Origin of the sequence: Pseudomonas sp. D3-10 (assembly GCF_051132175.1) — a bacterium.
Taxonomy (GTDB): Bacteria; Pseudomonadota; Gammaproteobacteria; order Pseudomonadales; family Pseudomonadaceae; genus Aquipseudomonas.
Genome location: NZ_CP071668.1, coordinates 5,180,090 through 5,205,526 on the forward strand (window position 1 = coordinate 5,180,090; position 25,437 = coordinate 5,205,526).

Here is a 25,437-nt window from a genome sequence, read left to right on the forward strand (position 1 = left end):
GCTAGCCGTCAAGCGGGTCATGCTTTATTATCCAGCATCTTTTTCAGACCATCGAGAGGCGTGCGGCCCACACCGCGGGCAGATGGCACGCAGGAAGCCCGGACTAATAAGATGGCATTGAAATCCCCCGCGTTTCGTAAAAAATTTCCGTTGCTGGTTACCGGCAGTCTGCTGGCCCTGCAACCCCTGGCCTCTTCATTCGTCGTTGCGGCGCAACAGTACGACTGTTCCGTCTCCGCTTCGGGTGCCTGGGACTGTTCACCCAAGACGCCGGCCGCTGCATTGCCGCCACGCCCCGTGCATGAAGGCAGCGCGGTTGCCGACAGCGGCAGCGCACCGGCCGACAGCGATTCGGGCGAGGTGGCCGGCGACAAGCCGATGCTCGTCACCGAAGCCAAGGGCCGCGGCTTGAAGACGCGCAGTGAAGACTACAGTCACTTGGACTGGGTTCCGCGCGAGAACCTCACGCCCGCTCAACTGGCTGAAACCGGTCCTTACTGCGCTGGCGCGTACATCGAGCCGACGCGTCCGGGCATGAACGACAAGACCGCCAAGAGCGACGCGCCGACCTTCCTGGGCGCCAAGGCTTCGCGCTACGAGCAGGAGCAACAGGTGGCGACCCTGGCCGGCGACGTGGTCATGCGCCAGGGCAGCATGCAGGTCGAAGCCGACGAGGCCAGCCTGTACCAGGCCGAGAACCGTGGCGAGCTGAACGGCAACGTGCGGGTCCGCGACAACGGCGCGCTGATTGTCGGCGACCACGCCGATGTGCAGCTGGACACCGGTGAAGCCAAGGTCGACAACGCCGAATACGTGATGCACAAGTCGCGCATCCGCGGTAACGCGCTGTACGCCCGCCGCGCCGAAAACGCGATCATCCGCCTCAAGGACGGTACGTACACCACGTGCGAACCGGGCAGCAACGCGTGGACACTCAAGGGCAACAACATCACCTTGAACCCGGCCACGGGCTTCGGCACCGCGACCAACGTCACGCTGCGGGTCAAGGACTTCCCGGTCCTGTACACGCCTTATATCTATTTCCCGATCGACGACCGTCGTCAGTCCGGCTTCCTGCCGCCGACCATCGGCAGCGGCAGTGATACCGGCTTCCTGCTGGTCACCCCGTACTACTTCAACCTGGCGCCGAACTACGACGCCACGTTGTACCCACGCTACATGAGCAAGCGCGGCCTGCTGATGGAAGGCGAGTTCCGTTACCTGACCAAGTCCAGCGAAGGCCAGTTCGGCGCCGCGTACCTCAACGACGAAGACGATGAGCGCAGCGGGCAGAGCGACTACGACAAGACCCGCTACATGTACAACTGGCAGCACAAGGGCGGCCTCGACTCGCGCGTGCTGACAGAAGTCGACTACACCAAGATCAGCGATCCGTATTATTTCCAGGATCTGCAGACCGATCAGATCGGCGTCGAGTCGCGGGACTACGTGAACCAGCAAGGCGCTGTCAGCTATCGCGGCGACAACTACACCGCTCGGCTCAATGCCCAGGCTTACCAGATGGCGACGATTTCGAAGATCACGCCATATAACCGCCTGCCTCAGATCACCTTCAATGGCTCGCTGCCCGAACATCCGTATGGACTGGATTTCGCGTACAAGACCGAACTGGTGCGGTTTGATCGTGATTTGCGCACCGGTGACTACACCGATGAAGACGGCAACACCGAGCCGTTCCTGGATAACAACATCCGCGGCTTGGCCAGGGCTAACGGCGACCGGCTGAACCTGGCACCCGTCATGAGCCTGCCGATGACCGCAAGCTATGGCTACATCAAGCCGTCGCTCAAGTACCAGTACACTCAATATGACCTGGACCTGGATAGCAGGGGCAGATCTCAGGTCGCTGCGCAGAACGCCGAGGCCGATCGCCTGCGCGGCACCTACAGCAGCAGCCAGAGCCGTGGCGTTCCAATCGCCAGCATCGACAGCGGCCTGTATTTCGACCGCGACACCCAATGGTTCGGCACCAACTATCGCCAGACCCTGGAGCCTCGCCTGTTCTATCTCTATGTACCGGAGAAGGACCAGAGCGATATCCCCGTGTTCGACACCAGCGAATCGACCTTCAGCTACTCCTCGCTGTTCCGGGATAACCGTTTCACCGGCTCCGACCGTGTTGGCGACGAAAACAAATTGTCCCTTGGCGTGACCAGTCGCTGGATCGAAGAAAACGGGTTCGAGCGTCAGCGCGTCAGCGTCGGCCAGGCTCTGTACTTCAAGGATCGTGAAGTCCAACTGCCAGGCATCGACTTCAAGACACGTGAAGACGCCAAGTCCGACGTTTCCCCGTATGCCTTGGAATACGAATATCGCTGGAACCGCGATTGGCGCACCACGGCGACCTACAACTGGGACCCGGACACCCGCAGCCCCCGTTCGGGCAGCGCGATGTTCCACTACCAGCCTGAAGACAACCCGAACAAGGTCATCAACGCCGGTTATCGCTATCGCAACGACCAGGTCCGCTATGACGAATCCACCGGCCAATGGCAAGTGGGCGGTGGCGACTATGGCCGTCCGGGCGATCCGAACTACGTGAAGGACTACTACAAGATCAAGCAGCACGATTTCTCGATCATCTGGCCGATCGTGCCGCAGTGGAACGCCATCAGCCGCTGGCAATATGACTACAACCGCAACCGTACCCTGGAAGCCTTCGGTGGTTTCGAATACGACAGCTGCTGCTGGAAACTGCGCCTGATCAACCGTTACTGGGTCGACTATGAAGAATTCAGTCAAGCCGCCCCGCAAAACGAAAAAGGCGACCACGGCGTCTTCCTCCAAATTGTTCTGAAGGGACTCGGCGGCCTTACCGGCGCCAAAGTAGAGAGTTTCCTCGACAAAGGCATTCAAGGTTATCGTGAACGTGAAGACCAAGCTTTCTGATTGTCTGCGCCCGCTGATGCTGGGCGCGCTGTTCCTGGGTACCGCAGCGAACGCTGCGGTACAGTCCATCGACAAGGTCGTGGCCATCGTCGACAACGACGTGGTCATGCAGAGCCAACTGGACCAGCGTGTCCATGAAGTGCAGCAAACCATCGCCAAGCGTGGCGGCGGCTTGCCACCACCGGGCGTGCTGGACCAGCAGGTGCTCGAGCGCCTGATCGTCGAAAACCTGCAGCTGCAGATTGGCGAACGTTCCGGTATCCGCATCACCGATGAGGAACTGAACCAGGCCGTCGGCACCATTGCCCAGCGCAACAACATGTCCATCGATCAGTTCCGCGCCGCCCTGGCTCGCGACGGCCTGTCCTTTGATGACGCCCGCGACCAGATCCGCCGTGAGATGGTCATCAGCCGCGTACGTCAGCGACGCGTGGCCGAGCGCATCCAGGTGTCCGAGCAGGAAGTGAAGAACTTCCTCGCTTCCGACCTGGGAAAGATGCAGCTGTCTGAAGAACTGCACTTGGCGAACATCCTGATCCCAACCCCCGAGAGCGCCAACTCCGAAGCGATTCAGAGTGCCTATCGCCAGGCGATGGATGTTTACCAGCAGCTCAAGCAAGGTGCTGACTTCGGCCAGATGGCCGTGGCGCGTTCGGGCAGTGAGAACGCCCTGGAAGGTGGTGACATGGGCTGGCGTAAAGCCGCTCAATTGCCGCCTCCGTTTGATCGCGAGCTCAGCGCCATGGCCGTGGGCGACATCACCCAGCCGGCCCGCACTCCAGGTGGTTTCATCATCCTCAAGCTGCTGGAAAAACGCGGCGGCGGCACACAGGTGCGCGACGAAGTACATGTCCGCCATATCCTGATCAAGCCGAGCGAGATCCGTAGCGAAGCCGAGACCAAGCGCCTGGCCGAGAAGCTCTACGAGCGGATCACCGCCGGCGAAGACTTCGCCGAGCTGGCCAAAAGCTTCTCGGAAGACCCGGGTTCCGCCCTTAACGGTGGCGACCTGAACTGGGTCGACCCGAATGCGCTGGTCCCCGAGTTCCGCCAGGTCATGGCCGAAACACCCCAGGGCCAACTGTCCAAGCCGTTCAAGAGCCCTTACGGCTGGCACGTCCTGGAAGTCCTTGGCCGTCGCGCCACGGACAGTACCACCCAGGCGCGCGAGCAACAGGCGATGACGGTATTGCGTAACCGCAAATACGACGAAGAGTTGCAAACCTGGCTTCGCCAGATTCGCGACGAAGCCTACGTCGAGATCAAACTCCCTGGTGCAGACCAGGCCGCGCAGTGAAACCCAAGCGTTTCGCGCTGACCCCCGGCGAGCCTGCCGGCATTGGTCCCGACCTGTGCCTGCTGCTCGCCTCGCAAGCCCAGCCTCACCCCCTGATTGCCATCACCAGCCGCGACCTGCTCCTCGAGCGGGCCGCGCAACTGGGGTTGGCCGTCGATCTGCGGTTGGTTACGCCAGACGCCTGGCCCGATGCCCCGGCACCTGCGGGCAGCCTGTATGTCTGGGATACGCCCCTAGGCGCACCGGTCGTCACCGGTCAATTGGATACGGCAAACGCGGCGTTTGTTCTGGAAACCCTGACCCGCGCCGGCCAAGGCTGCCTGGATGGGGCTTTCGCCGGGATGATCACCGCCCCGGTACACAAGGGTGTCATCAATGAATCCGGTATTCAGTTTTCCGGACACACGGAATTCCTGGCAGACCTGACCCGAACCTCGCAAGTCGTGATGATGCTCGCCACGCGCGGCCTTCGCGTAGCCTTGGTCACCACTCATCTGCCCTTGCGAGATATCGCCGACGCGATCACACCGCAACGCCTGGAACGGGTCACGCGCATACTGCACGCCGACCTTCAGGAAAAATTCGGCATCGTCCGGCCACGAATCCTGGTGTGTGGGCTCAATCCCCATGCCGGCGAAGGCGGACACCTGGGCCGTGAAGAAATCGACATCATCGAACCTACATTGGAACGCCTGCGTAGCGAGGGCATGGACCTGCGTGGCCCGCTGCCTGCCGACACTCTGTTTACCCCCAAATATCTGGAGCACTGCGATGCGGTGCTGGCGATGTACCACGACCAGGGCTTGCCCGTGCTGAAGTACAAAGGCTTCGGCGCGGCGGTCAATGTGACGCTGGGCTTGCCGATCATCCGCACCTCCGTGGACCACGGCACCGCCCTGGACCTGGCCGGCAGCGGCAGGATCGACACCGGCAGCCTGCAAGTCGCCTTGGAAACCGCTTACCAGATGGCCGAGACCCACTTATGACCGAGCAATACCAACACCGCGCGCGCAAGCGCTTCGGCCAGAATTTTTTGCATGACGCTGGCGTGATCGACCGCATCCTGCGTTCCATCAATGCCAAGCCCGATGATCGCCTGCTGGAGATCGGTCCAGGCCAGGGTGCACTGACCCAAGGCCTGCTCGGTAGCGGCGCGCAACTGGACGTGGTGGAACTGGACAAGGATCTGGTGCCGATTCTCAACCAGCAATTTGCCGGCAAGAGCAATTTCAACCTGCACCAGGGCGACGCACTGAAGTTTGACTTCAACAGCCTGGACGCCGCGCCGGGCAGCCTTCGGGTGGTTGGCAACCTGCCCTATAACATTTCCACGCCGCTGATTTTCCATCTGCTGAGCAATGCCGCACTGATCCGCGACATGCATTTCATGCTGCAGAAAGAAGTGGTCGAGCGCCTCGCCGCCGGTCCTGGCGGTGGTGATTGGGGCCGACTATCGATCATGGTCCAGTACCATTGCCGGGTCGACCATTTGTTCAACGTGGGCCCGGGAGCATTCAACCCGCCCCCTAAAGTCGATTCCGCGATCGTCCGCCTCGTACCTCATGCGGTCCTTCCGCACTCGGCCAAGGATCACCGCCTGCTGGAACGCGTAGTGCGCGAAGCTTTCAACCAGCGTCGCAAAACCCTGCGCAACACGTTGAAACTGCTGCTCAGCAGCGCTGAAATCGAAGCCGCGGGTGTTGACGGCAGCTTGCGCCCCGAGCAACTGGACCTGGCGGCCTTCGTGCGCCTGGCCGACAAGCTCAGTGAACAGGTCGCGCCAAAAGACAACGCCATTTGACATGCGAGGCCGTTATCGGGAAGTACGCCGGTCTGGTTTACTACCCGACACTTGGCCTAGACTGACTCCCTCAGTTCTTCCCGCGTCCCGCTTTCAAGGCCTTTTTGCATGTCCGATCCTCGTTACCAGGTCGACGTCAGCGTCGCCACCCGCTTCCTCGCTGAACAGTCACAACCCGAGCACGACCGCTTCGCCTTCGCCTACACCATCACAGTGCGCAACAATGGCTCGCTGCCCGCCAGGCTGCTGTCACGGCATTGGATCATCACCAACGGCGACGGCCATGTAGAAGAAGTGCGCGGTGAAGGCGTGGTTGGCCAGCAACCGTTGATCGATGCCGGCAAGAGCCACAGCTATAGCAGCGGAACAGTGATGACCACCAAGGTCGGCACCATGGAGGGCACCTATCAAATGCTCGCCGAAGACGGTAAGCGCTTCGATGCGATCATCAAGCCCTTTCGACTGGCGGTGCCCGGAGCGCTGCACTGATGGCCACGTATGCGGTTGGTGACCTGCAGGGCTGCCTGGACCCGCTCAAATGCCTGCTGGAGCAGGTAGCGTTCGACCCACGCAAAGACACGCTGTGGCTAGTCGGCGACCTGGTCAACCGTGGCCCGCAGTCGCTGGAAACCCTTCGTTTCCTCTATGGTATCCGCGACTCTTTGGTATGCGTGCTCGGCAATCACGATCTGCACCTGTTAGCCGCCTGGCAAAACATCGAGCGCCTGAAAAAATCCGACACCTTGAGCGAGATTCTCGACGCCCCCGATTGCGTCGAGCTGCTTGAATGGTTGCGCCAGCAAAAACTCATGCATTACGACGAGGCGCGCAACCTCGCGCTGGTCCATGCCGGCATCCCACCCCAATGGTCGCTGCGCAGAGCGCTCAAGTGCGCTGGCGAAGTGGAACAGGCGTTGCGCGACGACAACCTGTTCGGCCCCTACCTGGACGGCATGTACGGCAACGAACCCGTCAAATGGGACAACGACCTCACCGGCACGGCCCGTCTTCGCGTCATCACCAATTATTTCACGCGCATGCGCTTCTGCACCCGCGACGGCAAGCTCGATCTCAAGGGCAAGGAAGGCATCGAGACCGCCCCGCCCGGCTACGCGCCGTGGTTCAAGCACAAGGAGCGCAAAACCCGCGACCTGAAGATCATTTTCGGGCACTGGGCGGCACTCGAAGGCCAAACTGACGAAGCCGGGGTTATTGCCCTCGATACCGGCTGCGTCTGGGGCAGCGCGATGACACTGATGAACGTCGACACCGGCGAGTTGCTGCGCTGCGATTGCGACGAGAAGGGCCACGCCAGACTCAATACATCGACCATTGCATCATTGCCGGCCGGCACCGACGCTTGACCGGCGTTGCGCCCAAGGCCACAGGAGTACCTCATGACCGAATTCAAACGCATCTCCCCCGAGCAGGCCCAGGCCCTGCGTGAACAAGGCGCGGTGCTCGTCGATGTGCGCGACCCGGCCACTTACGCAACTTCACATATCAGTGGCTCCAAGCATCTGGATAACCATTCCCTTCACGCTTTCATCCAGGGCGCTGATCTCGATGCGCCTACCATCGTAGTCTGCTATCACGGCAACTCCAGCCAAAGCGCAGCGGCTTACCTGGTCAGCCAGGGTTTCAGTGACGTGTACAGCATGGACGGCGGCTTTGAGCTGTGGCGCACGGTTTATCCTGATGAAACAGAGCAAGGCACCCACGAATAATTTTTTATGACACCCAAGCCCACGAGAACCGCGGGCTTGGGCCATTGCGGACGAACGGTCTGCCACAACTAATTACGTATTCAACCTTTACCTCTCGGATTCCGAACTATCCTTAGCCTCAGGCCATCCAAAACAGGGGAGAGCCGGTACACCGGCGCGCGGATCATCGGGAGTCAGCTTTCAGGAGCCGCATTCTTGAAAGCATTCTGGGGGGTAAAACGGCAACTGGGGTCCCAGCGGCTGTCCAGCATCGACTGATTGATCCGACACCGGCTCCACGTATCGAGCGAGGTGACGTCATGAGTATTTTTAGCCACTTCCAGCAACGTTTCGAGTCCACGCGGCAGGAGGAGTACTCGCTGCAGGAATACCTCGAACTCTGCAAGCAAGACCGCAGTGCCTACGCATCGGCTGCGGAGCGTCTGTTGCTGGCAATCGGAGAACCGGAACTGCTGGACACCTCGACCAACTCGAGGCTCTCGCGGATTTTTTCCAACAAAGTGATCCGGCGCTACCCGGCCTTTGCAGACTTCCACGGGATGGAAGAATGCATCGAACAGATCGTGTCCTATTTCCGCCATGCCGCCCAAGGCCTGGAGGAGAAGAAGCAGATTCTCTATCTGCTCGGCCCCGTCGGTGGCGGTAAATCGTCCCTGGCCGAAAAACTCAAGCAACTGATCGAAAAAGTGCCCTTCTACGCCATCAAGGGCTCTCCTGTCTTCGAATCGCCCCTGGGGCTTTTCAACGCCACCGAGGACGGCGCGATCCTCGAAGAGGACTTCGGCATTCCCCGTCGCTACCTCAACACCATCATGTCGCCATGGGCCACCAAGCGCCTGGCGGAGTTCGGCGGCGACATCAGCCAGTTCCGCGTGGTCAAGCTCTATCCTTCGATCCTCAACCAGATCGCGGTGGCCAAGACCGAACCAGGTGACGAAAACAACCAGGACATCTCAGCCCTCGTGGGCAAGGTCGATATCCGCAAGCTAGAGGAATTCCCACAGAACGACGCCGATGCCTATAGCTATTCGGGCGCGCTGTGCCGGGCCAACCAGGGCCTGATGGAGTTCGTCGAGATGTTCAAGGCGCCGATCAAGGTGCTTCACCCATTGCTGACCGCCACCCAGGAGGGTAACTACAACAGCACCGAGGGGCTGGGGGCGATACCATTCAGCGGCATTCTGCTCGCTCACTCCAACGAATCGGAATGGCATACCTTCCGCAACAACAAAAACAACGAAGCCTTCATCGACCGGATCTACATCGTCAAGGTGCCTTACTGCCTGCGCGTCTCCGATGAGGTGAAGATCTACGACAAGCTGCTGTTCAACAGCTCGCTGTCCAAGGCCCATTGCGCGCCCGACACGCTGAAGATGCTCGCCCAGTTCACTGTGTTGTCGCGCCTGAAGGAGCCGGAGAACTCCAACATCTATTCGAAGATGCGGGTGTACGACGGCGAAAACCTCAAGGACACCGATCCGAAGGCCAAGTCGATCCAGGAATACCGGGACAACGCGGGCGTGGACGAAGGGATGAACGGACTGTCCACCCGTTTTGCGTTCAAGATCCTGTCCAAGGTGTTCAACTTCGACCCCCACGAAATCGCCGCCAACCCTGTCCATCTGCTGTACGTTCTCGAGCAACAGATCGAGCAGGAGCAGTTCCAGGCGGAGACCCGGGAGCGCTACTTGCGTTTCCTCAAGGAGTACCTGGCGCCACGGTACATCGAGTTCATCGGCAAGGAGATCCAGACGGCCTATCTGGAGTCTTACAGCGAGTACGGCCAGAACATTTTCGACCGTTACGTGCTGTATGCGGATTTCTGGATCCAGGACCAGGAATATCGCGATCCGGAAACAGGCGAGATTCTCAATCGCGTAGCGCTCAACGAAGAGTTGGAAAAGATCGAGAAACCCGCGGGCATCAGCAATCCGAAGGACTTCCGCAACGAAATCGTCAATTTTGTCCTACGCGCCCGGGCCAACAACAACGGCAAGAACCCTACCTGGCTCAGCTACGAGAAGCTTCGGGTGGTCATCGAGAAGAAAATGTTCTCCAACACCGAAGACCTGTTGCCCGTCATCAGCTTCAATGCCAAGGCCAGCAAAGAGGACCAGCAAAAACACAACGACTTCGTTACACGCATGGTCGAACGTGGCTATACCGACAAACAGGTACGGCTGCTGTCCGAGTGGTACCTGCGGGTCCGTAAATCACAATAGCCAGCAACAAGCCGCAAGCGACAAGCTGCAAGAGGAAAGCGCGTGAACCCTGGAGCCGGGCTACTGCTTCCACTTGCAGCTTGCAGCTCACCACTTGAAGCTGCCCGGAGGGCACCCATGAGCTATGTGATCGACCGACGCCTGAATGGCAAGAACAAGAGCACGGTAAATCGCCAGCGTTTCTTGCGGCGCTACCGCGACCACATCAAGAAGGCCGTCGAGGAGGCGGTCAGTCGTCGTTCCATTACGGATATGGAACATGGCGAGCAGATCAGCATCCCTGGCCGAGATATTGACGAGCCGGTGCTTCACCATGGCCGGGGCGGCAAGCAGACCGTCGTACACCCTGGAAACAAGGAATTCACCAGCGGCGAGCATATCCCTCGTCCACCCGGTGGAGGCGGCGGCAAGGGCCCGGGCAAGGCTGGCAATTCCGGCGAGGGCATGGATGAATTCGTCTTCCAGATCACCCAAGAAGAGTTCCTTGAATTCATGTTCGAGGACCTGGAACTGCCAAACCTGGTCAAACGCAACCTGACCGGCACCGATACTTTCAAGACCGTGCGCGCCGGTATCAGCAATGAGGGTAATCCGGCGCGGATCAATATCATCCGCACCCTGCGCTCAGCCCACGCACGTCGCATCGCGCTTTCGGGCAGCAGCCGGGCAAAACTGCGCGAGGCCAAGGAGGAGCTTGCCCGCCTCAAGCAGGAGGAGCCGGACAATTTCGGCGACATCCAGGCCTTGGAAGCAGAAATCGAGCGTCTTAGCGCGCGCATCCATCGCGTGCCGTTCCTCGATACCTTCGACCTCAAGTACAACCTTTTGGTGAAGCAACCGAATCCTAGCTCCAAAGCGGTCATGTTCTGCCTGATGGACGTGTCCGGCTCAATGACGCAGGCCACCAAAGACATCGCCAAGCGGTTCTTCATCCTCTTGTACCTGTTCCTCAAGAGGAATTACGACAAGATCGATGTGGTGTTCATCCGGCACCACACCAGCGCCAGGGAAGTCGACGAAGAAGAGTTTTTCTATTCAAGGGAAACCGGCGGCACCATTGTTTCCAGCGCCCTGAAGCTGATGCAGGAAATCATGGCTGAACGCTACCCCGCCAACGAATGGAACATCTATGCGGCCCAGGCGTCCGACGGTGACAACTGGAACGACGACTCGCCGATTTGTCGCGACATTCTGATCAACCAGATCATGCCGTTCGTCCAGTACTACACGTACGTCGAGATTACGCCGCGCGAACATCAAGCGCTGTGGTATGAATACGAACGCATTGCCGAAGCGTTTTCCGATACTTTTGCCCAGCAGCAACTGGTCTCGGCCGGGGATATCTATCCGGTCTTCCGTGAACTCTTCCAGCGCAGGTTAGTGACATGACCGCCAAAAAAGAGCAGAAACGCCAGCCCATTTCCACCGGCTCCGAATGGACGTTCGAGCTGATACAAGCGTACGACCGCGAGATCAGCCGTATCGCGGATCGCTATGCCCTGGACACCTATCCCAACCAGATCGAAGTGATCACCGCCGAGCAAATGATGGATGCCTATGCGTCCGTCGGTATGCCGTTGGGTTATCACCATTGGTCGTATGGCAAGCATTTTCTCAGTACCGAGAAATCCTATAGCCGGGGCCAGATGGGCCTGGCCTATGAGATCGTGATCAACTCCGACCCATGCATCGCCTATCTGATGGAGGAGAACACCATCTGCATGCAGGCGCTGGTGGTGGCTCATGCCTGTTATGGCCATAACAGCTTTTTCAAGGGCAACTATCTGTTCCGCACATGGACCGATGCCAGCTCGATCATCGACTACCTGGTCTTCGCCAAGCAGTACATCATGCAGTGCGAAGAGCGCCATGGCATCGACGCGGTGGAGGACTTGCTGGACTCTTGCCATGCCCTGATGAACTACGGCGTGGACCGCTACAAGCGACCCTATCCGATCTCCGCCGAAGAGGAACGGCGACGCCAGAAGGATCGAGAGGAACATCTGCAGAAACAGATCAATGACCTATGGCGGACCATTCCCAAAGGCGCCGACAAGTACAACGAGAAGGACAATGCACGCTTTCCGGCCGAGCCCCAGGAAAACATTCTCTACTTCATCGAAAAACATGCGCCCCTGCTGGAGCCCTGGCAACGGGAAATCGTGCGTATCGTGCGCAAGATCGCCCAGTATTTCTATCCGCAGCGCCAGACCCAGGTCATGAACGAAGGGTGGGCGACGTTCTGGCACTACACCTTGATGAACGACCTGTACGACGAGGGCCTGGTCACGGACGGCTTCATGATGGAGTTCCTGACCTCCCATACCAGCGTGGTGTTTCAGCCCGGCTTCGACAGTCCGTATTACAGCGGCATCAATCCCTATGCTCTGGGTTTCGCCATGTATCGGGACATCCGGCGCATGTGCGAAAACCCTACGGAGGAAGATCGCCGCTGGTTCCCGGAAATCGCCGGCTCGGACTGGCTGTCGACGATCAAATTCGCGATGAGCAGCTTCAAGGATGAAAGTTTTATCCTGCAATACCTGTCGCCCAAGGTAATACGCGACCTCAAGCTGTTCAGCATCCTTGACGACGATCAAAAAGATGACCTGCTGGTGCCCGCCATCCATGACGAAGGTGGTTACCGCGTCATCCGGGAAACCCTGGCGGCGCAATACAATCTGGGCAACCGCGAGCCCAACGTGCAGATCTACAGCATCGACCGCCGCGGTGATCGCTCACTGACTCTGCGTCATCAGCAGCACAACCGCAAACCGCTAGGCGAATCAACGGATGAGGTACTCAAGCACCTGCATCGTCTATGGGGGTTCGACATCCATCTGGAAACCCTGCAGGGCGATCAAGTGATGAAAACCCATCATGTGCCGCCACGCACCGAACAAGCCGAAGGAGATTATGGGCGCCTGGATCTGGCCGTCATTCATCTTTGATCACGCTTTCGCCTCCGAACGTCCGACATAAAGGTTTATCCTGTCGGCCCAACGGAGGTTTTTTATGCAGATCTACAAAGTCGGCGGCGCTGTACGCGATCGCCTGCTAGGCATCCCCGTCACCGACGTTGACCGGGTCGTGGTGGGCGCCACTGCCGAGGAGATGCTCGCCAAGGGTTTTCGCCCCGTAGGGGCTGATTTTCCGGTATTTCTTGATCCAAAGACTGGCGAGGAATACGCCCTGGCCCGCACGGAGCGCAAGAACGGCCGAGGTTATGGTGGTTTCGTGTTCCATGCCAGCCCCGAGGTCACGCTCGAAGAAGACCTGGTCCGCAGAGACTTGACGATCAACGCGATGGCCGAGGACGACCACGGCAATCTCACCGATCCCTACCACGGGCAGCGCGATCTGGAAGCACGCTTGCTCCGTCACGTTTCCCCCGCATTCGCCGAAGATCCCCTTAGAGTCTTGCGCGTTGCACGTTTTGCGGCACGCTATGCCCCCCTGGGTTTCAAGGTGGCCGACGAGACGCTCGAGCTGATGCGCCAGCTCAGCGAATCCGGCGAACTGGAGGCATTGACGGCTGAACGCAGCTGGAAGGAAATTTCCAGAGCGCTGATGGAGAGCCAGCCCCAGGTATTTATCCAGGTACTGCGCGACTGCGACGCCCTAAAAATCCTCATGCCCGAAGTGGATGCGCTGTTTGGCGTTCCACAACCCGAAGTCCATCATCCGGAAATCGACACCGGCGCTCACACGCTGAGCGTGCTGGAACAGTCGGCACGGCACAAGCAACCGCTGACCGTGCGCTGGGCTTGCCTGCTGCATGACCTGGGCAAAGGCCTGACACCCGAGCATGAATGGCCGAGACACATCGCCCATGAGCACAAGGGGCTGAAGCTGATCAAAGCGGTCAACGAACGCTTCAAGGCGCCACGCGACTGTCAGGAATTGGCACTGCTGGTTGGCCAATATCACACGCATGGACACCGCGCGCTTGAATTAAAGGCGTCTACGCTGCTGGAACTGTTGCAAAGCTTTGATGTGTACCGCCGTCCCCAGCGCTTCGAGGAGTTCATCATGGCCTGCGAAATGGATGCACGGGGGCGCAAGGGGCTTGAGGAACGGAATTATCCACAGGCTGATTATCTGCGGGGAGCCGCGGCAGCGGCTCGCGCAGTGGCGGTGCAGCCGCTGTTGGAAAAGGGCTTCAAGGGACAGGAACTGGGTGAGGCAATCAAGCGTGAGCGCCTCAGGGCATTGAAGGCCTACAAGGAAGCAGCAGCGAATTAAAGGCGGTCGTGCCAGTTTCCGCGTGTTCGCCGGGGGTTCCGCCGCCTCAGAGCAGATCCGGTGGCGTAAGCTGCTGCCCTCGCCATTGGAAAGCCACCGGGGCCAATACCTGGTCGATCTGCGCCTCTTCCCACAACGTGGCAAAGCTTTTGCCCACGCCAGGGTGGATTCGATCCGGCGCGATCAAAGACAAAGGCCACAGGACAAAGGCATTCTTGAGAATTTCGGCACGCGGTAGGATCAAGCCGTCGAAGTTGCCTACCTGCTCGCCATACAACAACACGTCGATGTCCAGCGGCAGGCCCTTGCGGTCCGGTGCATAACGACCGTTGTCGGCCTCGATGAACTTGAGGCGACGGTCCAACTCAATCAGCGACAGGTCAGTGAAGGCCGACAAGACGAAATTGAAAAAAGGCCCACTCTTGATACCCACCGGCTGGCTCTCGAACACGGCCGAACAGCGCATGTCCACCAGGAAACCGGCCAGTGCTTCAAGCCCCGCGCATAGATGGGTTTCGCGCTCGATATTGCTACCAAGCCCGAGGAAAACCTGTGTCAGCGACATCCGCGCTCGATCTCCACGCCCACACCGCTGGCAGCCGGTACGGCGCCAGGCTTGGTCACTTTCAGGCGCAGCCAGGTGATTTCGAACTCATCCATGAGCACCTGGGCCAGTCGTTCGGCAAAGGTCTCGACCAACTGGAACTGCGCCTGCTCGGCGAACGCCTGGATGCGTGACGATACGCTGGCGTAATCGAGCGCCAGGGTCAGGTCGTCGCCCGCAGCGGCCGGACGGTTGTCCCAGGCAAAACTCAGGTCAAGGCGCAGGCACTGTCGGATGCCTCGTTCCCAGTCGTAGGCACCGATTACCGTGTCGACTTCAAGGCCTTCGATAAAAACTCTGTCCAAGCACTCTTCTCCGCAGCACGACAAGGGCGCATTGCGCCGTTAGAATCAGGGCGTCCCCGCCCGGAATGGTTAGCATGTATTGGTTACTGGCGATCCTCGCCTACCTGCTCGGCTCACTGTCCTTCGCCATTTTGCTCAGCCGCCTGACCGGTCGTCCGGATCCGCGAATGAGTGGCTCGGGTAATGCCGGCGCCACCAACATGCTACGCCTGGCCGGACGAAAACTCGCCATCCTGACCCTGCTCGGTGACCTCTGCAAAGGCCTCTTCCCGGTACTGATCGCCAGCCTTGCAGGACTGTCGTTACAGCAACAGGCCTGGATCGGCGTCTGTGCCGTCATCGGCCATCTGTTCCCATTGTACTTTCGCTTTCGTGGCGGCAAGGGCGTCGCCACTGCCGCTGGAATGCTGCTGGGCCTGTATCCGCCGGCCGCCCTGCTTGCCGTCTGCACCTGGCTACTGACTTTCTACCTGACCCGCACCAGCTCGCTAGCCGCGCTGATCGCCACACCGCTCACCCTGCCATTACTGGCTTGGCAGGAGCCGGCGGCCCTGCTGCCGATGACAGCGCTCGTCGCGCTGATCGTCTGGCGTCACCGGGGCAATCTACGCGACCTGTTCGCCGGGCGCGAACGGCATTTCTAAACATCGCTTCACAGCGGCGACAACTGCTCCATTGGCCAACGGGCCTGCACGCTGATCGCCAGGCTCTCCTGCTGGCCCGCTTGCAGGCGCTGGCAGCCGGCAAAGGCAATCATCGCGCCGTTATCCGTGCAGAACTGTGGTCGAGCGTAGTAAACGTCGCCCTTCATGTCGCCAAGCATTTTTTCCAGGGAAATCCGCAAGGCCTTGTTCGCGCTCACGCCGCCGGCGATGACCAGGCGCTTGAGCCCGGCCTGCTTCAACGCGCGCTTGCACTTGATGGTCAAAGTCTCTACCACGGCCTGCTGGAACGCCAGGGAGATGTCGCAACGGGCTTGCTCACTGTCGTCCCCGGCGCTGACACATTGCTGCCAGGTGTTCAGCGCGAAGGTTTTCAAGCCGCTGAAGCTGAAATCCAGACCCGGTCGATCGCACATCGGACGCGGAAAGACGAAACGTCCTTCAACACCCTGGGTTGCCAGCCGTGCGATTTCCGGCCCGCCCGGATAGTTGAGCCCCATCATCTTCGCGGTTTTGTCGAAAGCTTCCCCGGCGGCATCATCGAGCGATTCACCCATGAGCTCGTATTGACCGATCCCATCCACGCGGACCAGCTGGGTATGCCCACCCGACACCAACAAAGCGACGAACGGGAATTGCGGCGGCTGCGGCTCCAGCATCGGCGCCAGCAGATGGCCTTCCATGTGATGCACGCCCAGCGCCGGGATGCCCCAGGCAAAGGCCAGCGCCTGGGCGCAGGAAGCGCCGACCAGCAGCGCGCCCACCAGGCCCGGCCCGGCCGTATAGGCAATGGCATCGATCTCGGTCGGCACACAGTCGGCTTCGGCCAGGACCTGGCGGATCAAGGGCAGCATGCGCTTGACGTGGTCGCGGGACGCAAGCTCGGGCACCACGCCGCCGTAGGCGCGATGCAGGTCGATTTGACTGAACAAAGCGTCAGCCAGCAGGCCGCGCTCACTGTCGTAGAGGGCAACGCCGGTTTCGTCGCAGGATGTTTCTAATCCCAGTACTAGCATGGGTTTGCGCCTTGTAGAGGCTGAATTCGAAGGCGCGCATAATAGTCGCCGCGTTGTGCCCCGACCAGCGGTTTTCGATCAGAGGCTTTGCATTCCGAGCGATGAGGGGTTAACATCCGCAACCCTTAAAAACCGACGTCTTCAAGTGCTCTTTTGCCGCGAGGATGTTGACCCCGGTAATGAATGAAGGTAGCTCTGGATGCCAGCCGTCAAAGTAAAAGAGAACGAACCCTTCGACGTAGCTCTGCGTCGTTTCAAGCGCTCCTGCGAAAAAGCCGGTGTTCTGGCTGAAGTTCGTAGCCGCGAATTCTACGAGAAGCCGACTTCCGAGCGTAAGCGCAAAGCAGCAGCCGCTGTTAAGCGTCACGCCAAGAAAGTTCAGCGCGAACAGCGCCGCGCCGTACGTCTGTACTAATACACAGACGCCCGTCGCAAGCTTCTTGCCAAGCCCGGCCTTCAAGCCGGGCTTATGGCATTTGCGGAACAACGCTTGATGCTTCACCGTCAAAGTCGCAGACGCGACCTAGACAACCCGCTTCAACGCGTCAGACCTGGCTCTTTTGCCAGCGGTGCACGTCTCTTCTGACGAGCCTTCCAAGGCTACTGACGAGCACACCCTGATTCCTCTAACGACGATCAGCCCAAGGCACCTGCCTGCGTGCCCGCCTCATGAGCTATCCGTGGCCAGATCGGCCGTTACCGGATTCAGCGCAACACATTCATACAGTCGAGTACTGATAGTAATTAACGTCAGTGGACAATCGGCAGATACACTTCCGACAGCAATGAAGCAAACGATCCGGTCGAGCCACCTTTTTGCCGTGCCTCGAAACCTGGAATCGATCATGCCTACTGGTTTCGGATCCCTATTTCGCGCAGTGATGATGAGAACGCCATGGCCGGGCTAATTCCCCAGAGCTTTATTGACGACCTCCTGAACCGCACCGACATCGTCGACGTGGTCAGCTCTCGCCTGCAAATGAAGAAAGCAGGCAAGAACTACACCGCCTGCTGCCCGTTTCACAAAGAGAAAACCCCGTCCTTCAGCGTCAGCCCCGACAAGCAGTTCTATTACTGCTTTGGCTGCGGCGCGGGCGGCAATGCCCTCGGCTTCCTCATGGACCACGACAACCTGGACTTCCCCCAGGCAGTCGAAGAACTGGCCAAAGCCGCAGGCATGGAAATTCCACGGGAAGAGACCGGCCGGCAGCACAAGCCACGCCAACCCACCGATTCGCCGCTTTATCCGCTGCTGACGGCGGCAGCGGATTTTTATCGCCAGGCGCTTAAAAGCCACCCCGCGCGCAAGGCGGCGGTGGACTACCTCAAGGGTCGCGGATTGACTGGCGAGATTGCCCGGGATTTCGGCCTCGGCTTCGCCCCGCCCGGCTGGGACAATCTGTACAAACACCTGAGCAGCGACACGCTCCAGCAACGCGCCATGATCGACGCAGGCCTGCTCATCGAGAACGCCGAGACAGGCAAGCGCTACGATCGCTTCCGTGACCGAGTGATGTTTCCGATCCGCGATACACGGGGGCGCATCATCGCCTTCGGCGGCCGGGTTCTGGGCGATGACAAGCCCAAGTACCTGAACTCTCCGGAAACCCCGGTTTTCCATAAAGGCCAGGAACTCTACGGTCTTTACGAGGCACGCAAGAACAACCGCAACCTCGACGAGATCATTGTCGTGGAAGGCTACATGGACGTTATCGCCCTGGCACAGCAAGGCTTGCGCAACGCCGTTGCGACCCTGGGAACGGCCACCAGCGAAGAACACATGAAACGCCTGTTTCGCGTGGTGCCCAGCGTGCTGTTCTGCTTCGATGGCGACCAGGCGGGACGCAACGCCGCCTGGCGCGCATTGGAAGCGACATTGCCATGCCTGCAGGACGGGCGACGTGCACGTTTCCTGTTCCTGCCCGAAGGCGAGGACCCGGATACCCTGGTGCGCTCCGAAGGCACCGACGCATTTCGTGCGCGGATCAACCAGCACGCCCAACCGCTGGCCGATTACTTTTTCCAGCAACTGACCGAAGAAGCCGATCCACGCTCCCTTGAAGGCAAGGCCCACATGGCCACCCTCGCGGCACCGCTGATCGACAAGGTGCCCGGTGCCAACCTGCGCACACTCATGCGCCAACGGCTCAGCGAAATCACCGGCCTGAACAACGAAGCGATGAATCAATTGGTGCACAGCGCTCCGCAGGAAGCACCGCCAGCGTATGACCCAGGCATCGATTACGACGCGATGCCGGATTTCGCCGACTATCATCAACCTCAGCAGGATTACGCGCCTCAGCAGGAATGGACGTCGAAAAAAACCGCCGGTGGCGGCAAGAAATGGGACAAGAAACCCTGGGACAAGAACGGCAAGCGGGGCGATCGCGACCAGCCACGTGTCCCGCGCGTGCCGGCCGCCGTCGAACCACCAACACTGGCCGCCCTGCGCACCTTGCTGCATCACCCGCAACTGGCTGAGAAGGTAGAGGACGCAGGACATTTTGCCGCCGAGGACCACAGCAATACACAATTGCTGGTCGCACTCCTTGAAGCCGTGCAGAAGAACCCCAAGCTAAACTCATTCCAGTTGATCGCTCGGTGGCATGGCACCGAGCAGGGGCGCCTCTTGAAGGCGCTGGCCGAGAAGGAATGGCTGATAGAGGGAGACAACCTTGAACAACAGTTTTTCGACACCATTACTAGCTTGTCCGCCCGCCAACGCGAGCGAAACCTGGAACAACTTCTGCGCAAAGCTCGCCAGAGCGAGTTGACCAGCGAAGAGAAAAACCAATTGCGGGATTTACTCAGCCGCAATGTTTGCGCATCAAACCCGACCTCAACTGGCGCGTGAGGTCACAGCTCAGGTATAATCCTCGGCTTGTTTTTTGCCCGCCAAGACCTTCAGTGGATAGGGTGTTATGTCCGGAAAAGCGCAACAGCAGTCTCGTATCAAAGAGTTGATCCTATTGGGTCGTGAGCAGGGCTACCTGACTTACGCGGAGGTCAACGACCACCTGCCGGAGGATATTTCAGATCCGGAACAGGTGGAAGACATCATCCGCATGATCAATGACATGGGGATCAACGTATTCGAGGTTGCTCCAGATAAGGATGCCCTTATGCTGGCCGACGCCGATACCGACGAGGCGGCCGCTGAAGAAGCGGCCGCAGCGTTGGCGGCGGTCGAGACCGACATTGGTCGCACCACCGACCCCGTGCGCATGTATATGCGTGAAATGGGTACGGTAGAGCTCCTCACGCGTGAAGGCGAAATCGAAATCGCCAAGCGTATTGAAGAAGGCATCCGTGAAGTGATGGGCGCGATCGCGCACTTCCCTGGCACGGTCGACCATATTCTCTCCGAGTACACCCGCGTTACCACCGAAGGTGGCCGCCTATCCGACGTCCTGAGCGGCTACATCGACCCGGACGACGGCATCGCGCCGCCTGCCGCTGAAGTGCCGCCGCCGATCGACGCGAAAGCCGCCAAGGCTGACGACGATACCGATGACGAAGACGCCGAAGCGAGCGACGACGAAGAAGAGGCCGAAAGCGGTCCCGATCCGGTCATCGCTGCCCAGCGCTTCGGTGCCGTGGCCGACCAGATGGAGATCACCCGCAAGGCCCTGAAAAAGCATGGTCGCAACAACAAGCAGGCAATCGCCGAGCTGTTGGCGCTGGCCGAGCTGTTCATGCCGATCAAGCTTGTACCCAAGCAGTTCGAAGGCTTGGTAGAGCGTGTTCGCAGTGCCTTGGATCGCCTGCGTCAGCAAGAGCGCGCGATCATGCAATTGTGCGTTCGTGATGCGCGCATGCCCCGTGCAGACTTCCTGCGCCAGTTCCCTGGTCACGAAGTCGACGAAAGCTGGACCGATGCACTGGCCAAGGGCAAGAGCAAATACGCCGAAGCCATTGCCCGCCTGCAACCGGACATCATTCGTTGCCAGCAGAAGCTAAGCGCGCTGGAGACCGAGACCGGCCTGAGCATCGCTGAAATCAAGGACATCAACCGTCGCATGTCGATCGGCGAAGCCAAGGCCCGCCGCGCGAAGAAAGAGATGGTCGAAGCGAACTTGCGTTTGGTGATCTCCATCGCCAAGAAGTACACCAACCGTGGCCTGCAATTCCTCGACCTGATCCAGGAAGGCAACATCGGCCTGATGAAAGCGGTGGACAAGTTCGAATACCGTCGCGGCTACAAGTTCTCGACTTATGCTACCTGGTGGATCCGTCAGGCGATCACTCGCTCGATCGCCGACCAGGCCCGCACCATCCGTATTCCGGTGCACATGATCGAGACGATCAACAAGCTCAACCGTATTTCCCGGCAGATGTTGCAGGAGATGGGTCGCGAACCGACCCCGGAAGAGCTGGGCGAACGCATGGAAATGCCTGAGGACAAGATCCGCAAGGTACTGAAGATCGCCAAAGAACCGATCTCCATGGAAACCCCGATCGGCGATGATGAAGACTCCCATCTGGGTGACTTCATCGAAGACTCCACCATGCAGTCGCCGATCGATGTCGCCACCGTTGAGAGCCTCAAGGAAGCGACTCGCGAAGTACTTTCCGGCCTCACGGCCCGCGAAGCCAAGGTTCTTCGCATGCGTTTCGGCATCGACATGAATACCGACCACACCCTCGAGGAAGTCGGTAAGCAGTTCGATGTGACCCGTGAGCGGATTCGTCAGATCGAAGCCAAGGCGTTGCGCAAACTGCGCCACCCGACGCGAAGCGAGCATCTACGCTCTTTCCTCGACGAGTGACCTTCAAAACCCCCGGCCCTGCCGGGGGTTTTGCTATGCGCAGATAAAACGCTTTCGTTGCCACCCCCGCCCTTTTGCCCGTCTACACTCGAAACATCCTCCCCAAGCCAAGACGAGACCGTGATGCCCAGACTGACGGCCGTGCTTTTGCTGTCACTGATGACCTGGACCGCGACTGCCGGCGCGTTGACGCTCACCGACGAAGAGCGCCGCTGGCTCAAGGACCACCCCGACCTGCGCCTGGGTGTCGATGCCTCATGGCCGCCGTTCGAATTCCGCGACGATCAGGGGCGCTACCAAGGCCTGGCTGCCGATTACGTCGATATCATTCGCCAGCGATTGGCGATTACATTGACGCCCATCGAGCCAGTGAGCTGGACCGTGGTGCTGGAGCAGGTCGCACAGGGCAAAATCGATCTTTTGCCGGGCATCATGTCCACCCCCGAACGCCAGAATTATCTGGCTTTTACCCGTCCCTACCTGGATTTCCCGATTGTCATCCTCGCCCATCACGGGGGCGCCCAACCGCGCAGGCTGGAGGACTTGTACGGCTTGAAGATCGCCGTGGTGGAAAACTATGCCCCCCACGAGTTGTTGCGCAATCACCATCCCGACCTGAATCTGGTTGCCCTGCCCAACGTCAGCTCGGCCTTGCAGGCGCTGGCGACGGATCAGGTGGATGCCGTGGTGGGTGACCTTGCTTCCAGCGTCTGGAGCCTGCGCCAGCTCAAGCTCGATGGGCTTTATGTAAGCGGGGAAACGCCTTACCGGTATCAATTGGCGATGGCCGTCCCCCAGGAAAACAAGATTCTCGTGGGCATTCTGGACAAAGTGATGGCTGACATGACGTCCGCCGAAATCAGCGAGATCCAGGAAAAGTGGATCGGCAATGTGCGCGATTATCGTCAACTCTGGTCAGATCTGCTGCTTTACGGCCTGCCAGGAATGCTTCTGCTGGGCGGCATCCTGGCCGTGGTGATTCGCATCAATCGTCGCCTCAGCTCGGAAATAGCCCGGCGAGTCGATCTTGAACAGGAACTGCGCAGCAGCGAATACCATTATCGGGGATTGGTCGAGAGCCTTTCGGCCATCGCATGGGAAGCGAGGGTCAGCGATTTCACCTACAGCTACGTGTCGCCCCACGCCGAAGAGCTGCTCGGCTACCCTCTCGCCCATTGGCTCATTCCTGGCTTCTGGCGCAACATCATCCACCCGGCAGACCTCATACGCGCCCAGACTTATTGCGACCACGAAGTCCTCGCCGGCCGCGATCACTGCGTCGATTACCGGGTTATCACCGCTGATGGTCGCTGCCTCTGGGTCAGGGATATCGTCAGCCTCATCCAGCACGGCCACGAGCCGCTGATGCGTGGCTTGATGATCGACATCAGTGAAGCCAAGCACACCGAGGAAGCGTTACGTCTTTCCGAACAAAAATTCGCCTCGGTGTTTCGCCAGTGCCCCGACATCCTGGTGATTGCGCGCCTGCAGGACGGCTGCCTGCTGGAAGTGAACAAAGCTTTCGAGGAACAGATCGGCATCAGTGCCGACCAGGTGATTGGCAAAAACACTACGGACCTGGACATCTGGGGCATCCAAGGCGTCGGGCCAAGCCTGTTGCAGCGTTTGCAGGCCGGCAGCATCCGCAACCTCGAAATGCCCTTTCGACGCAGCAACGGCCAGGTGTTTACCGGCCTGATCTCGGCCGAACCCTTCGATCTCGACACCACCCCCGCCCTGGTGGTGGTCGTGCGCGACATCAGCCAACTCAAGGAAACCCAACAACAACTGCAGACCTCCGAAGAAAAGTTCGCCAAGGCTTTTCATGCCTCGCCCGACGGCCTGTTGCTGTCCCGGCAAAGCGACGGCCTGCTGATAGAAGTCAACGAGGGCTTCAGTCGCATCACCGGTTTCAACAGCGCCCTGTCGGTGGATCGCTCCACGCTGGACCTCGGCATCTGGGTCAACCTCAACGAACGCAAACAGATGCTCGACCTGCTGCAACGGGACGGCTTCGTCAAGGATTTCAGCTGTCATATCCGCCGCAACGATGGACAGATCCGACTCTGCGAGGTGTCCAGCCGTCCCCTGCCCATCGGCAATGAAGACTGCATGCTGACCATCGCCCGGGACATCACTGAGCGCCACTTCATGCAGGAAAAACTGCAACAGGCAGCCACCGTGTTCGAAAGCACCGCCGAGGGCGTCTTGATCACCGACACGCAACAGCACATCAACGCCGTCAACCGCGCCTTCACCGAAATCACCGGCTATAGCGAAAGCGAAGCATTGGGCCACACCCCCCGCTTACTGGCCTCCGGCCTACATGACAGTGCCTTCTATGCGGCAATGTGGCATCAGCTGACGGCGGAGGGTCATTGGCAAGGAGAGATTTCCAACCGACGTAAAAACGGGGAACTGTACCCCAGCTGGCTAACCATCAGCGCCGTTCGCAACCGGGGCCATCAAATCACTCACTTCGTTGCGGTTTTTGCCGATATTTCAAGCCTCAAGCACGCCCAGGCCCGACTCGATTACCAGGCACACCACGACCCACTCACCGGCCTTCCGAATCGCACCTTGTTCGAAAGCCGCTTGCTGACCGCCCTGAACAGCCAGCAGGAAAACGGAGGACAAGGCGCAGTGTTGTTCCTTGATCTGGACCGTTTCAAACACATCAACGACAGCCTCGGGCACCCGGTCGGTGACCTGCTGCTAAAGGGCATCGCCGTACGGCTGCGCGAGCAGCTACGGGACATCGACACAGTGGCGCGCCTGGGAGGCGACGAGTTCATCATCCTGCTGCCTGGCCTGCAACAGCCCAGCGACGCCGAGCACATCGCCCAAAAACTCCTGAACTGTTTTGGCGCGCCTTTCCAGGCAGGTGAACACGAGTTTTTCATCAGCGCCAGCATTGGTACCAGCCTGTATCCTCAGGATGGCTGCGACGTGGCCACGCTGGTCAAGAATGCCGACGCGGCGATGTACCGATCCAAAGCCAAGGGGCGCAACCGGGTAGAAAGCTACACCCGCGACCTCACGGCCCAAGCCAGCGAGCGCGTGGCGCTGGAACACGAACTGCGACGGGCGATCGAGCGCAACGAGTTGTCGTTGTCTTTCCAGCCAAAAATCAGCCTGGTCGACAACAGCCTGGTGGGCGCCGAGGCACTGATTCGCTGGACCCATCCGACGTTCGGCGACGTGCCCCCGGAACACTTCATCCCACTGGCCGAAGAAAACGGGATGATCCTGCAGATCGGCGACTGGGTGCTAGAGACCGCCTGCCGACAGCTATGCGAATGGAATTGCACTCACGAAAGCCTCGGCCCGCTGTCAGTGAACCTGGCTGGCGTCCAACTGCGCCAACCCAACCTGCTGGGTCGTATCGAACAACTCTTGCGGGAAAACCATCTCGAACCGGGCTTATTGCAACTGGAGATTACCGAAAACTTCATCATGAGCCAGGCCGAAGAAGCCCTGGCAGTGTTGCACCAGTTGAAAAAACTCGGTGTGCAACTGGCCATCGACGACTTCGGCACCGGCTATTCCTCACTCAGCTACCTCAAGCGCCTGCCGCTGGATATCCTCAAGATCGACCAATCCTTCGTCCGCGGCCTGCCCGATGACCCCCACGACGCGGCCATCGTACGGGCAATTATCGCCCTGGGTCGCAGCATGCAATTCACCATCATCGCCGAAGGCGTCGAAACCCTGGCCCAACAACAATTCCTCGCCGAGGAGGGCTGCGAACAGATCCAGGGCTACATTGTCAGCCTGCCCCTGTGCGCCGAAGAGTTCGCCGCAACGTTTCTGCGTGTAACCGTATCGGATTTTTCGGATAGCACAGCCGAGAAACCGTCGCTATAATCCGCGGCCTAC

At 59.5% G+C, this 25,437-nt stretch carries 19 protein-coding genes; 16 read left to right on the forward strand and 3 right to left on the reverse strand.

Translation table 11 applies throughout. The annotated features are described in order from the left end of the window. Nucleotides 1-111 precede the first annotated feature (111 nt). The 11 genes from J3P90_RS23570 to J3P90_RS23620 all read left to right on the forward strand — a co-directional run bounded on the left by J3P90_RS23570 (nucleotide 112) and on the right by J3P90_RS23620 (nucleotide 14,202). Nucleotides 112-2,910, forward strand: a complete 2,799-nt coding sequence (locus J3P90_RS23570; protein ID WP_434675465.1) for an LPS-assembly protein LptD — start codon at nucleotides 112-114, stop codon at nucleotides 2,908-2,910. Further along, the gene (gene surA / locus J3P90_RS23575; protein WP_420764872.1) at nucleotides 2,891-4,207 is read left to right on the forward strand and encodes a peptidylprolyl isomerase SurA; all 1,317 of its coding nucleotides are present in this window, start codon (nucleotides 2,891-2,893) and stop codon (nucleotides 4,205-4,207) included. The genes J3P90_RS23570 and surA overlap by 20 nt, the downstream gene beginning before the upstream one ends. Next, a complete protein-coding gene (gene pdxA / locus J3P90_RS23580) occupies nucleotides 4,204-5,193 on the forward strand; it encodes a 4-hydroxythreonine-4-phosphate dehydrogenase PdxA (protein ID WP_434609208.1) in 990 nt (329 codons plus the stop codon). The genes surA and pdxA overlap by 4 nt, the downstream gene beginning before the upstream one ends. Beyond that, nucleotides 5,190-6,008 carry a 16S rRNA (adenine(1518)-N(6)/adenine(1519)-N(6))-dimethyltransferase RsmA gene (rsmA, locus tag J3P90_RS23585; protein WP_434675466.1) on the forward strand — a complete coding sequence of 273 codons (819 nt, stop codon included), beginning with the start codon at nucleotides 5,190-5,192 and terminating at the stop codon, nucleotides 6,006-6,008. The genes pdxA and rsmA overlap by 4 nt, the downstream gene beginning before the upstream one ends. Before the next feature lie 108 nt (nucleotides 6,009-6,116). Beyond that, entirely contained in the window at nucleotides 6,117-6,497 is a 381-nt protein-coding gene (gene apaG, locus J3P90_RS23590; RefSeq protein ID WP_420764875.1) for a Co2+/Mg2+ efflux protein ApaG, read from the forward strand. Continuing rightward, on the forward strand, nucleotides 6,497-7,372 hold the full coding sequence (locus J3P90_RS23595; protein WP_420764876.1) for a symmetrical bis(5'-nucleosyl)-tetraphosphatase: 876 nt from the start codon (nucleotides 6,497-6,499) through the stop codon (nucleotides 7,370-7,372). Before apaG ends, J3P90_RS23595 begins: the two co-directional genes overlap by 1 nt. Before the next feature lie 33 nt (nucleotides 7,373-7,405). Continuing rightward, on the forward strand, nucleotides 7,406-7,735 hold the full coding sequence (gene glpE / locus J3P90_RS23600; RefSeq protein ID WP_420764877.1) for a thiosulfate sulfurtransferase GlpE: 330 nt from the start codon (nucleotides 7,406-7,408) through the stop codon (nucleotides 7,733-7,735). Nucleotides 7,736-8,034: 299 nt separating this feature from the next. Beyond that, entirely contained in the window at nucleotides 8,035-9,957 is a 1,923-nt protein-coding gene (locus J3P90_RS23605) for a PrkA family serine protein kinase (protein WP_420764878.1), read from the forward strand. A 117-nt stretch (nucleotides 9,958-10,074) separates the two neighbouring features. Next, a complete protein-coding gene (locus J3P90_RS23610) occupies nucleotides 10,075-11,346 on the forward strand; it encodes a YeaH/YhbH family protein (RefSeq protein ID WP_420764879.1) in 1,272 nt (423 codons plus the stop codon). After that, the gene (locus J3P90_RS23615) at nucleotides 11,343-12,908 is read left to right on the forward strand and encodes a SpoVR family protein (protein ID WP_434561990.1); all 1,566 of its coding nucleotides are present in this window, start codon (nucleotides 11,343-11,345) and stop codon (nucleotides 12,906-12,908) included. The genes J3P90_RS23610 and J3P90_RS23615 overlap by 4 nt, the downstream gene beginning before the upstream one ends. A 64-nt stretch (nucleotides 12,909-12,972) precedes the next feature. Beyond that, on the forward strand, nucleotides 12,973-14,202 hold the full coding sequence (locus J3P90_RS23620) for a multifunctional CCA addition/repair protein (RefSeq protein ID WP_434561988.1): 1,230 nt from the start codon (nucleotides 12,973-12,975) through the stop codon (nucleotides 14,200-14,202). Nucleotides 14,203-14,248: 46 nt separating this feature from the next. Here the strand turns inward: J3P90_RS23620 and folK are convergent, their stop codons facing one another. After that, nucleotides 14,249-14,767, reverse strand: a complete 519-nt coding sequence (folK, locus tag J3P90_RS23625; protein WP_420764882.1) for a 2-amino-4-hydroxy-6-hydroxymethyldihydropteridine diphosphokinase — start codon at nucleotides 14,765-14,767, stop codon at nucleotides 14,249-14,251. Next, complete coding sequence (gene folB, locus J3P90_RS23630; protein WP_420764883.1) at nucleotides 14,758-15,111, reverse strand: dihydroneopterin aldolase; 354 nt, start codon at nucleotides 15,109-15,111, stop codon at nucleotides 14,758-14,760. The genes folK and folB overlap by 10 nt, the downstream gene beginning before the upstream one ends. Nucleotides 15,112-15,185: 74 nt before the next feature. On the opposite strand from folB, the gene plsY reads away from it, so the two are divergent. Then, nucleotides 15,186-15,755, forward strand: a complete 570-nt coding sequence (gene plsY, locus J3P90_RS23635) for a glycerol-3-phosphate 1-O-acyltransferase PlsY (RefSeq protein WP_434675467.1) — start codon at nucleotides 15,186-15,188, stop codon at nucleotides 15,753-15,755. An 8-nt stretch (nucleotides 15,756-15,763) separates the two neighbouring features. Here plsY and tsaD read toward each other — a convergent pair whose 3' ends face one another. Further along, nucleotides 15,764-16,789: a tRNA (adenosine(37)-N6)-threonylcarbamoyltransferase complex transferase subunit TsaD gene (gene tsaD / locus J3P90_RS23640; protein ID WP_434609198.1), complete on the reverse strand. Its 1,026-nt coding sequence runs from the start codon at nucleotides 16,787-16,789 to the stop codon at nucleotides 15,764-15,766. 199 nt (nucleotides 16,790-16,988) lie between these two features. Here tsaD and rpsU point away from each other — a divergent pair, with 199 nt between their 5' ends. From rpsU to J3P90_RS23660, 4 genes are all read left to right on the forward strand, one after another. Further along, a complete protein-coding gene (rpsU, locus tag J3P90_RS23645; protein ID WP_002551877.1) occupies nucleotides 16,989-17,204 on the forward strand; it encodes a 30S ribosomal protein S21 in 216 nt (71 codons plus the stop codon). Nucleotides 17,205-17,684: 480 nt separating this feature from the next. Further along, entirely contained in the window at nucleotides 17,685-19,643 is a 1,959-nt protein-coding gene (gene dnaG / locus J3P90_RS23650) for a DNA primase (protein WP_434675468.1), read from the forward strand. A 67-nt stretch (nucleotides 19,644-19,710) separates the two neighbouring features. Continuing rightward, entirely contained in the window at nucleotides 19,711-21,558 is a 1,848-nt protein-coding gene (rpoD, locus tag J3P90_RS23655) for an RNA polymerase sigma factor RpoD (RefSeq protein WP_420764887.1), read from the forward strand. A gap of 123 nt (nucleotides 21,559-21,681) precedes the next feature. After that, the gene (locus J3P90_RS23660) at nucleotides 21,682-25,425 is read left to right on the forward strand and encodes a bifunctional diguanylate cyclase/phosphodiesterase (protein WP_420764888.1); all 3,744 of its coding nucleotides are present in this window, start codon (nucleotides 21,682-21,684) and stop codon (nucleotides 25,423-25,425) included. Nucleotides 25,426-25,437 lie beyond the last annotated feature (12 nt).

Excerpts from the sequence above, each read along its gene's own strand:
- J3P90_RS23570 (WP_434675465.1), top strand. The coding sequence starts at position 112 with ATGGCATTGAAATCCCCCGCGTTTCGTAAAAAATTTCCGTTGCTGGTT.
- rsmA (WP_434675466.1), top strand. The coding sequence starts at position 5,190 with ATGACCGAGCAATACCAACACCGCGCGCGCAAGCGCTTCGGCCAGAAT.
- apaG (WP_420764875.1), top strand. The coding sequence starts at position 6,117 with ATGTCCGATCCTCGTTACCAGGTCGACGTCAGCGTCGCCACCCGCTTC.
- J3P90_RS23595 (WP_420764876.1), top strand. The coding sequence starts at position 6,497 with ATGGCCACGTATGCGGTTGGTGACCTGCAGGGCTGCCTGGACCCGCTC.
- glpE (WP_420764877.1), top strand. The coding sequence starts at position 7,406 with ATGACCGAATTCAAACGCATCTCCCCCGAGCAGGCCCAGGCCCTGCGT.
- J3P90_RS23605 (WP_420764878.1), top strand. The coding sequence starts at position 8,035 with ATGAGTATTTTTAGCCACTTCCAGCAACGTTTCGAGTCCACGCGGCAG.
- J3P90_RS23610 (WP_420764879.1), top strand. The coding sequence starts at position 10,075 with ATGAGCTATGTGATCGACCGACGCCTGAATGGCAAGAACAAGAGCACG.
- J3P90_RS23615 (WP_434561990.1), top strand. The coding sequence starts at position 11,343 with ATGACCGCCAAAAAAGAGCAGAAACGCCAGCCCATTTCCACCGGCTCC.
- J3P90_RS23620 (WP_434561988.1), top strand. The coding sequence starts at position 12,973 with ATGCAGATCTACAAAGTCGGCGGCGCTGTACGCGATCGCCTGCTAGGC.
- folK (WP_420764882.1), bottom strand. The coding sequence starts at position 14,767 with ATGTCGCTGACACAGGTTTTCCTCGGGCTTGGTAGCAATATCGAGCGC.
- plsY (WP_434675467.1), top strand. The coding sequence starts at position 15,186 with ATGTATTGGTTACTGGCGATCCTCGCCTACCTGCTCGGCTCACTGTCC.
- tsaD (WP_434609198.1), bottom strand. The coding sequence starts at position 16,789 with ATGCTAGTACTGGGATTAGAAACATCCTGCGACGAAACCGGCGTTGCC.
- rpsU (WP_002551877.1), top strand. The coding sequence starts at position 16,989 with ATGCCAGCCGTCAAAGTAAAAGAGAACGAACCCTTCGACGTAGCTCTG.
- dnaG (WP_434675468.1), top strand. The coding sequence starts at position 17,685 with ATGGCCGGGCTAATTCCCCAGAGCTTTATTGACGACCTCCTGAACCGC.
- rpoD (WP_420764887.1), top strand. The coding sequence starts at position 19,711 with ATGTCCGGAAAAGCGCAACAGCAGTCTCGTATCAAAGAGTTGATCCTA.
- J3P90_RS23660 (WP_420764888.1), top strand. The coding sequence starts at position 21,682 with ATGCCCAGACTGACGGCCGTGCTTTTGCTGTCACTGATGACCTGGACC.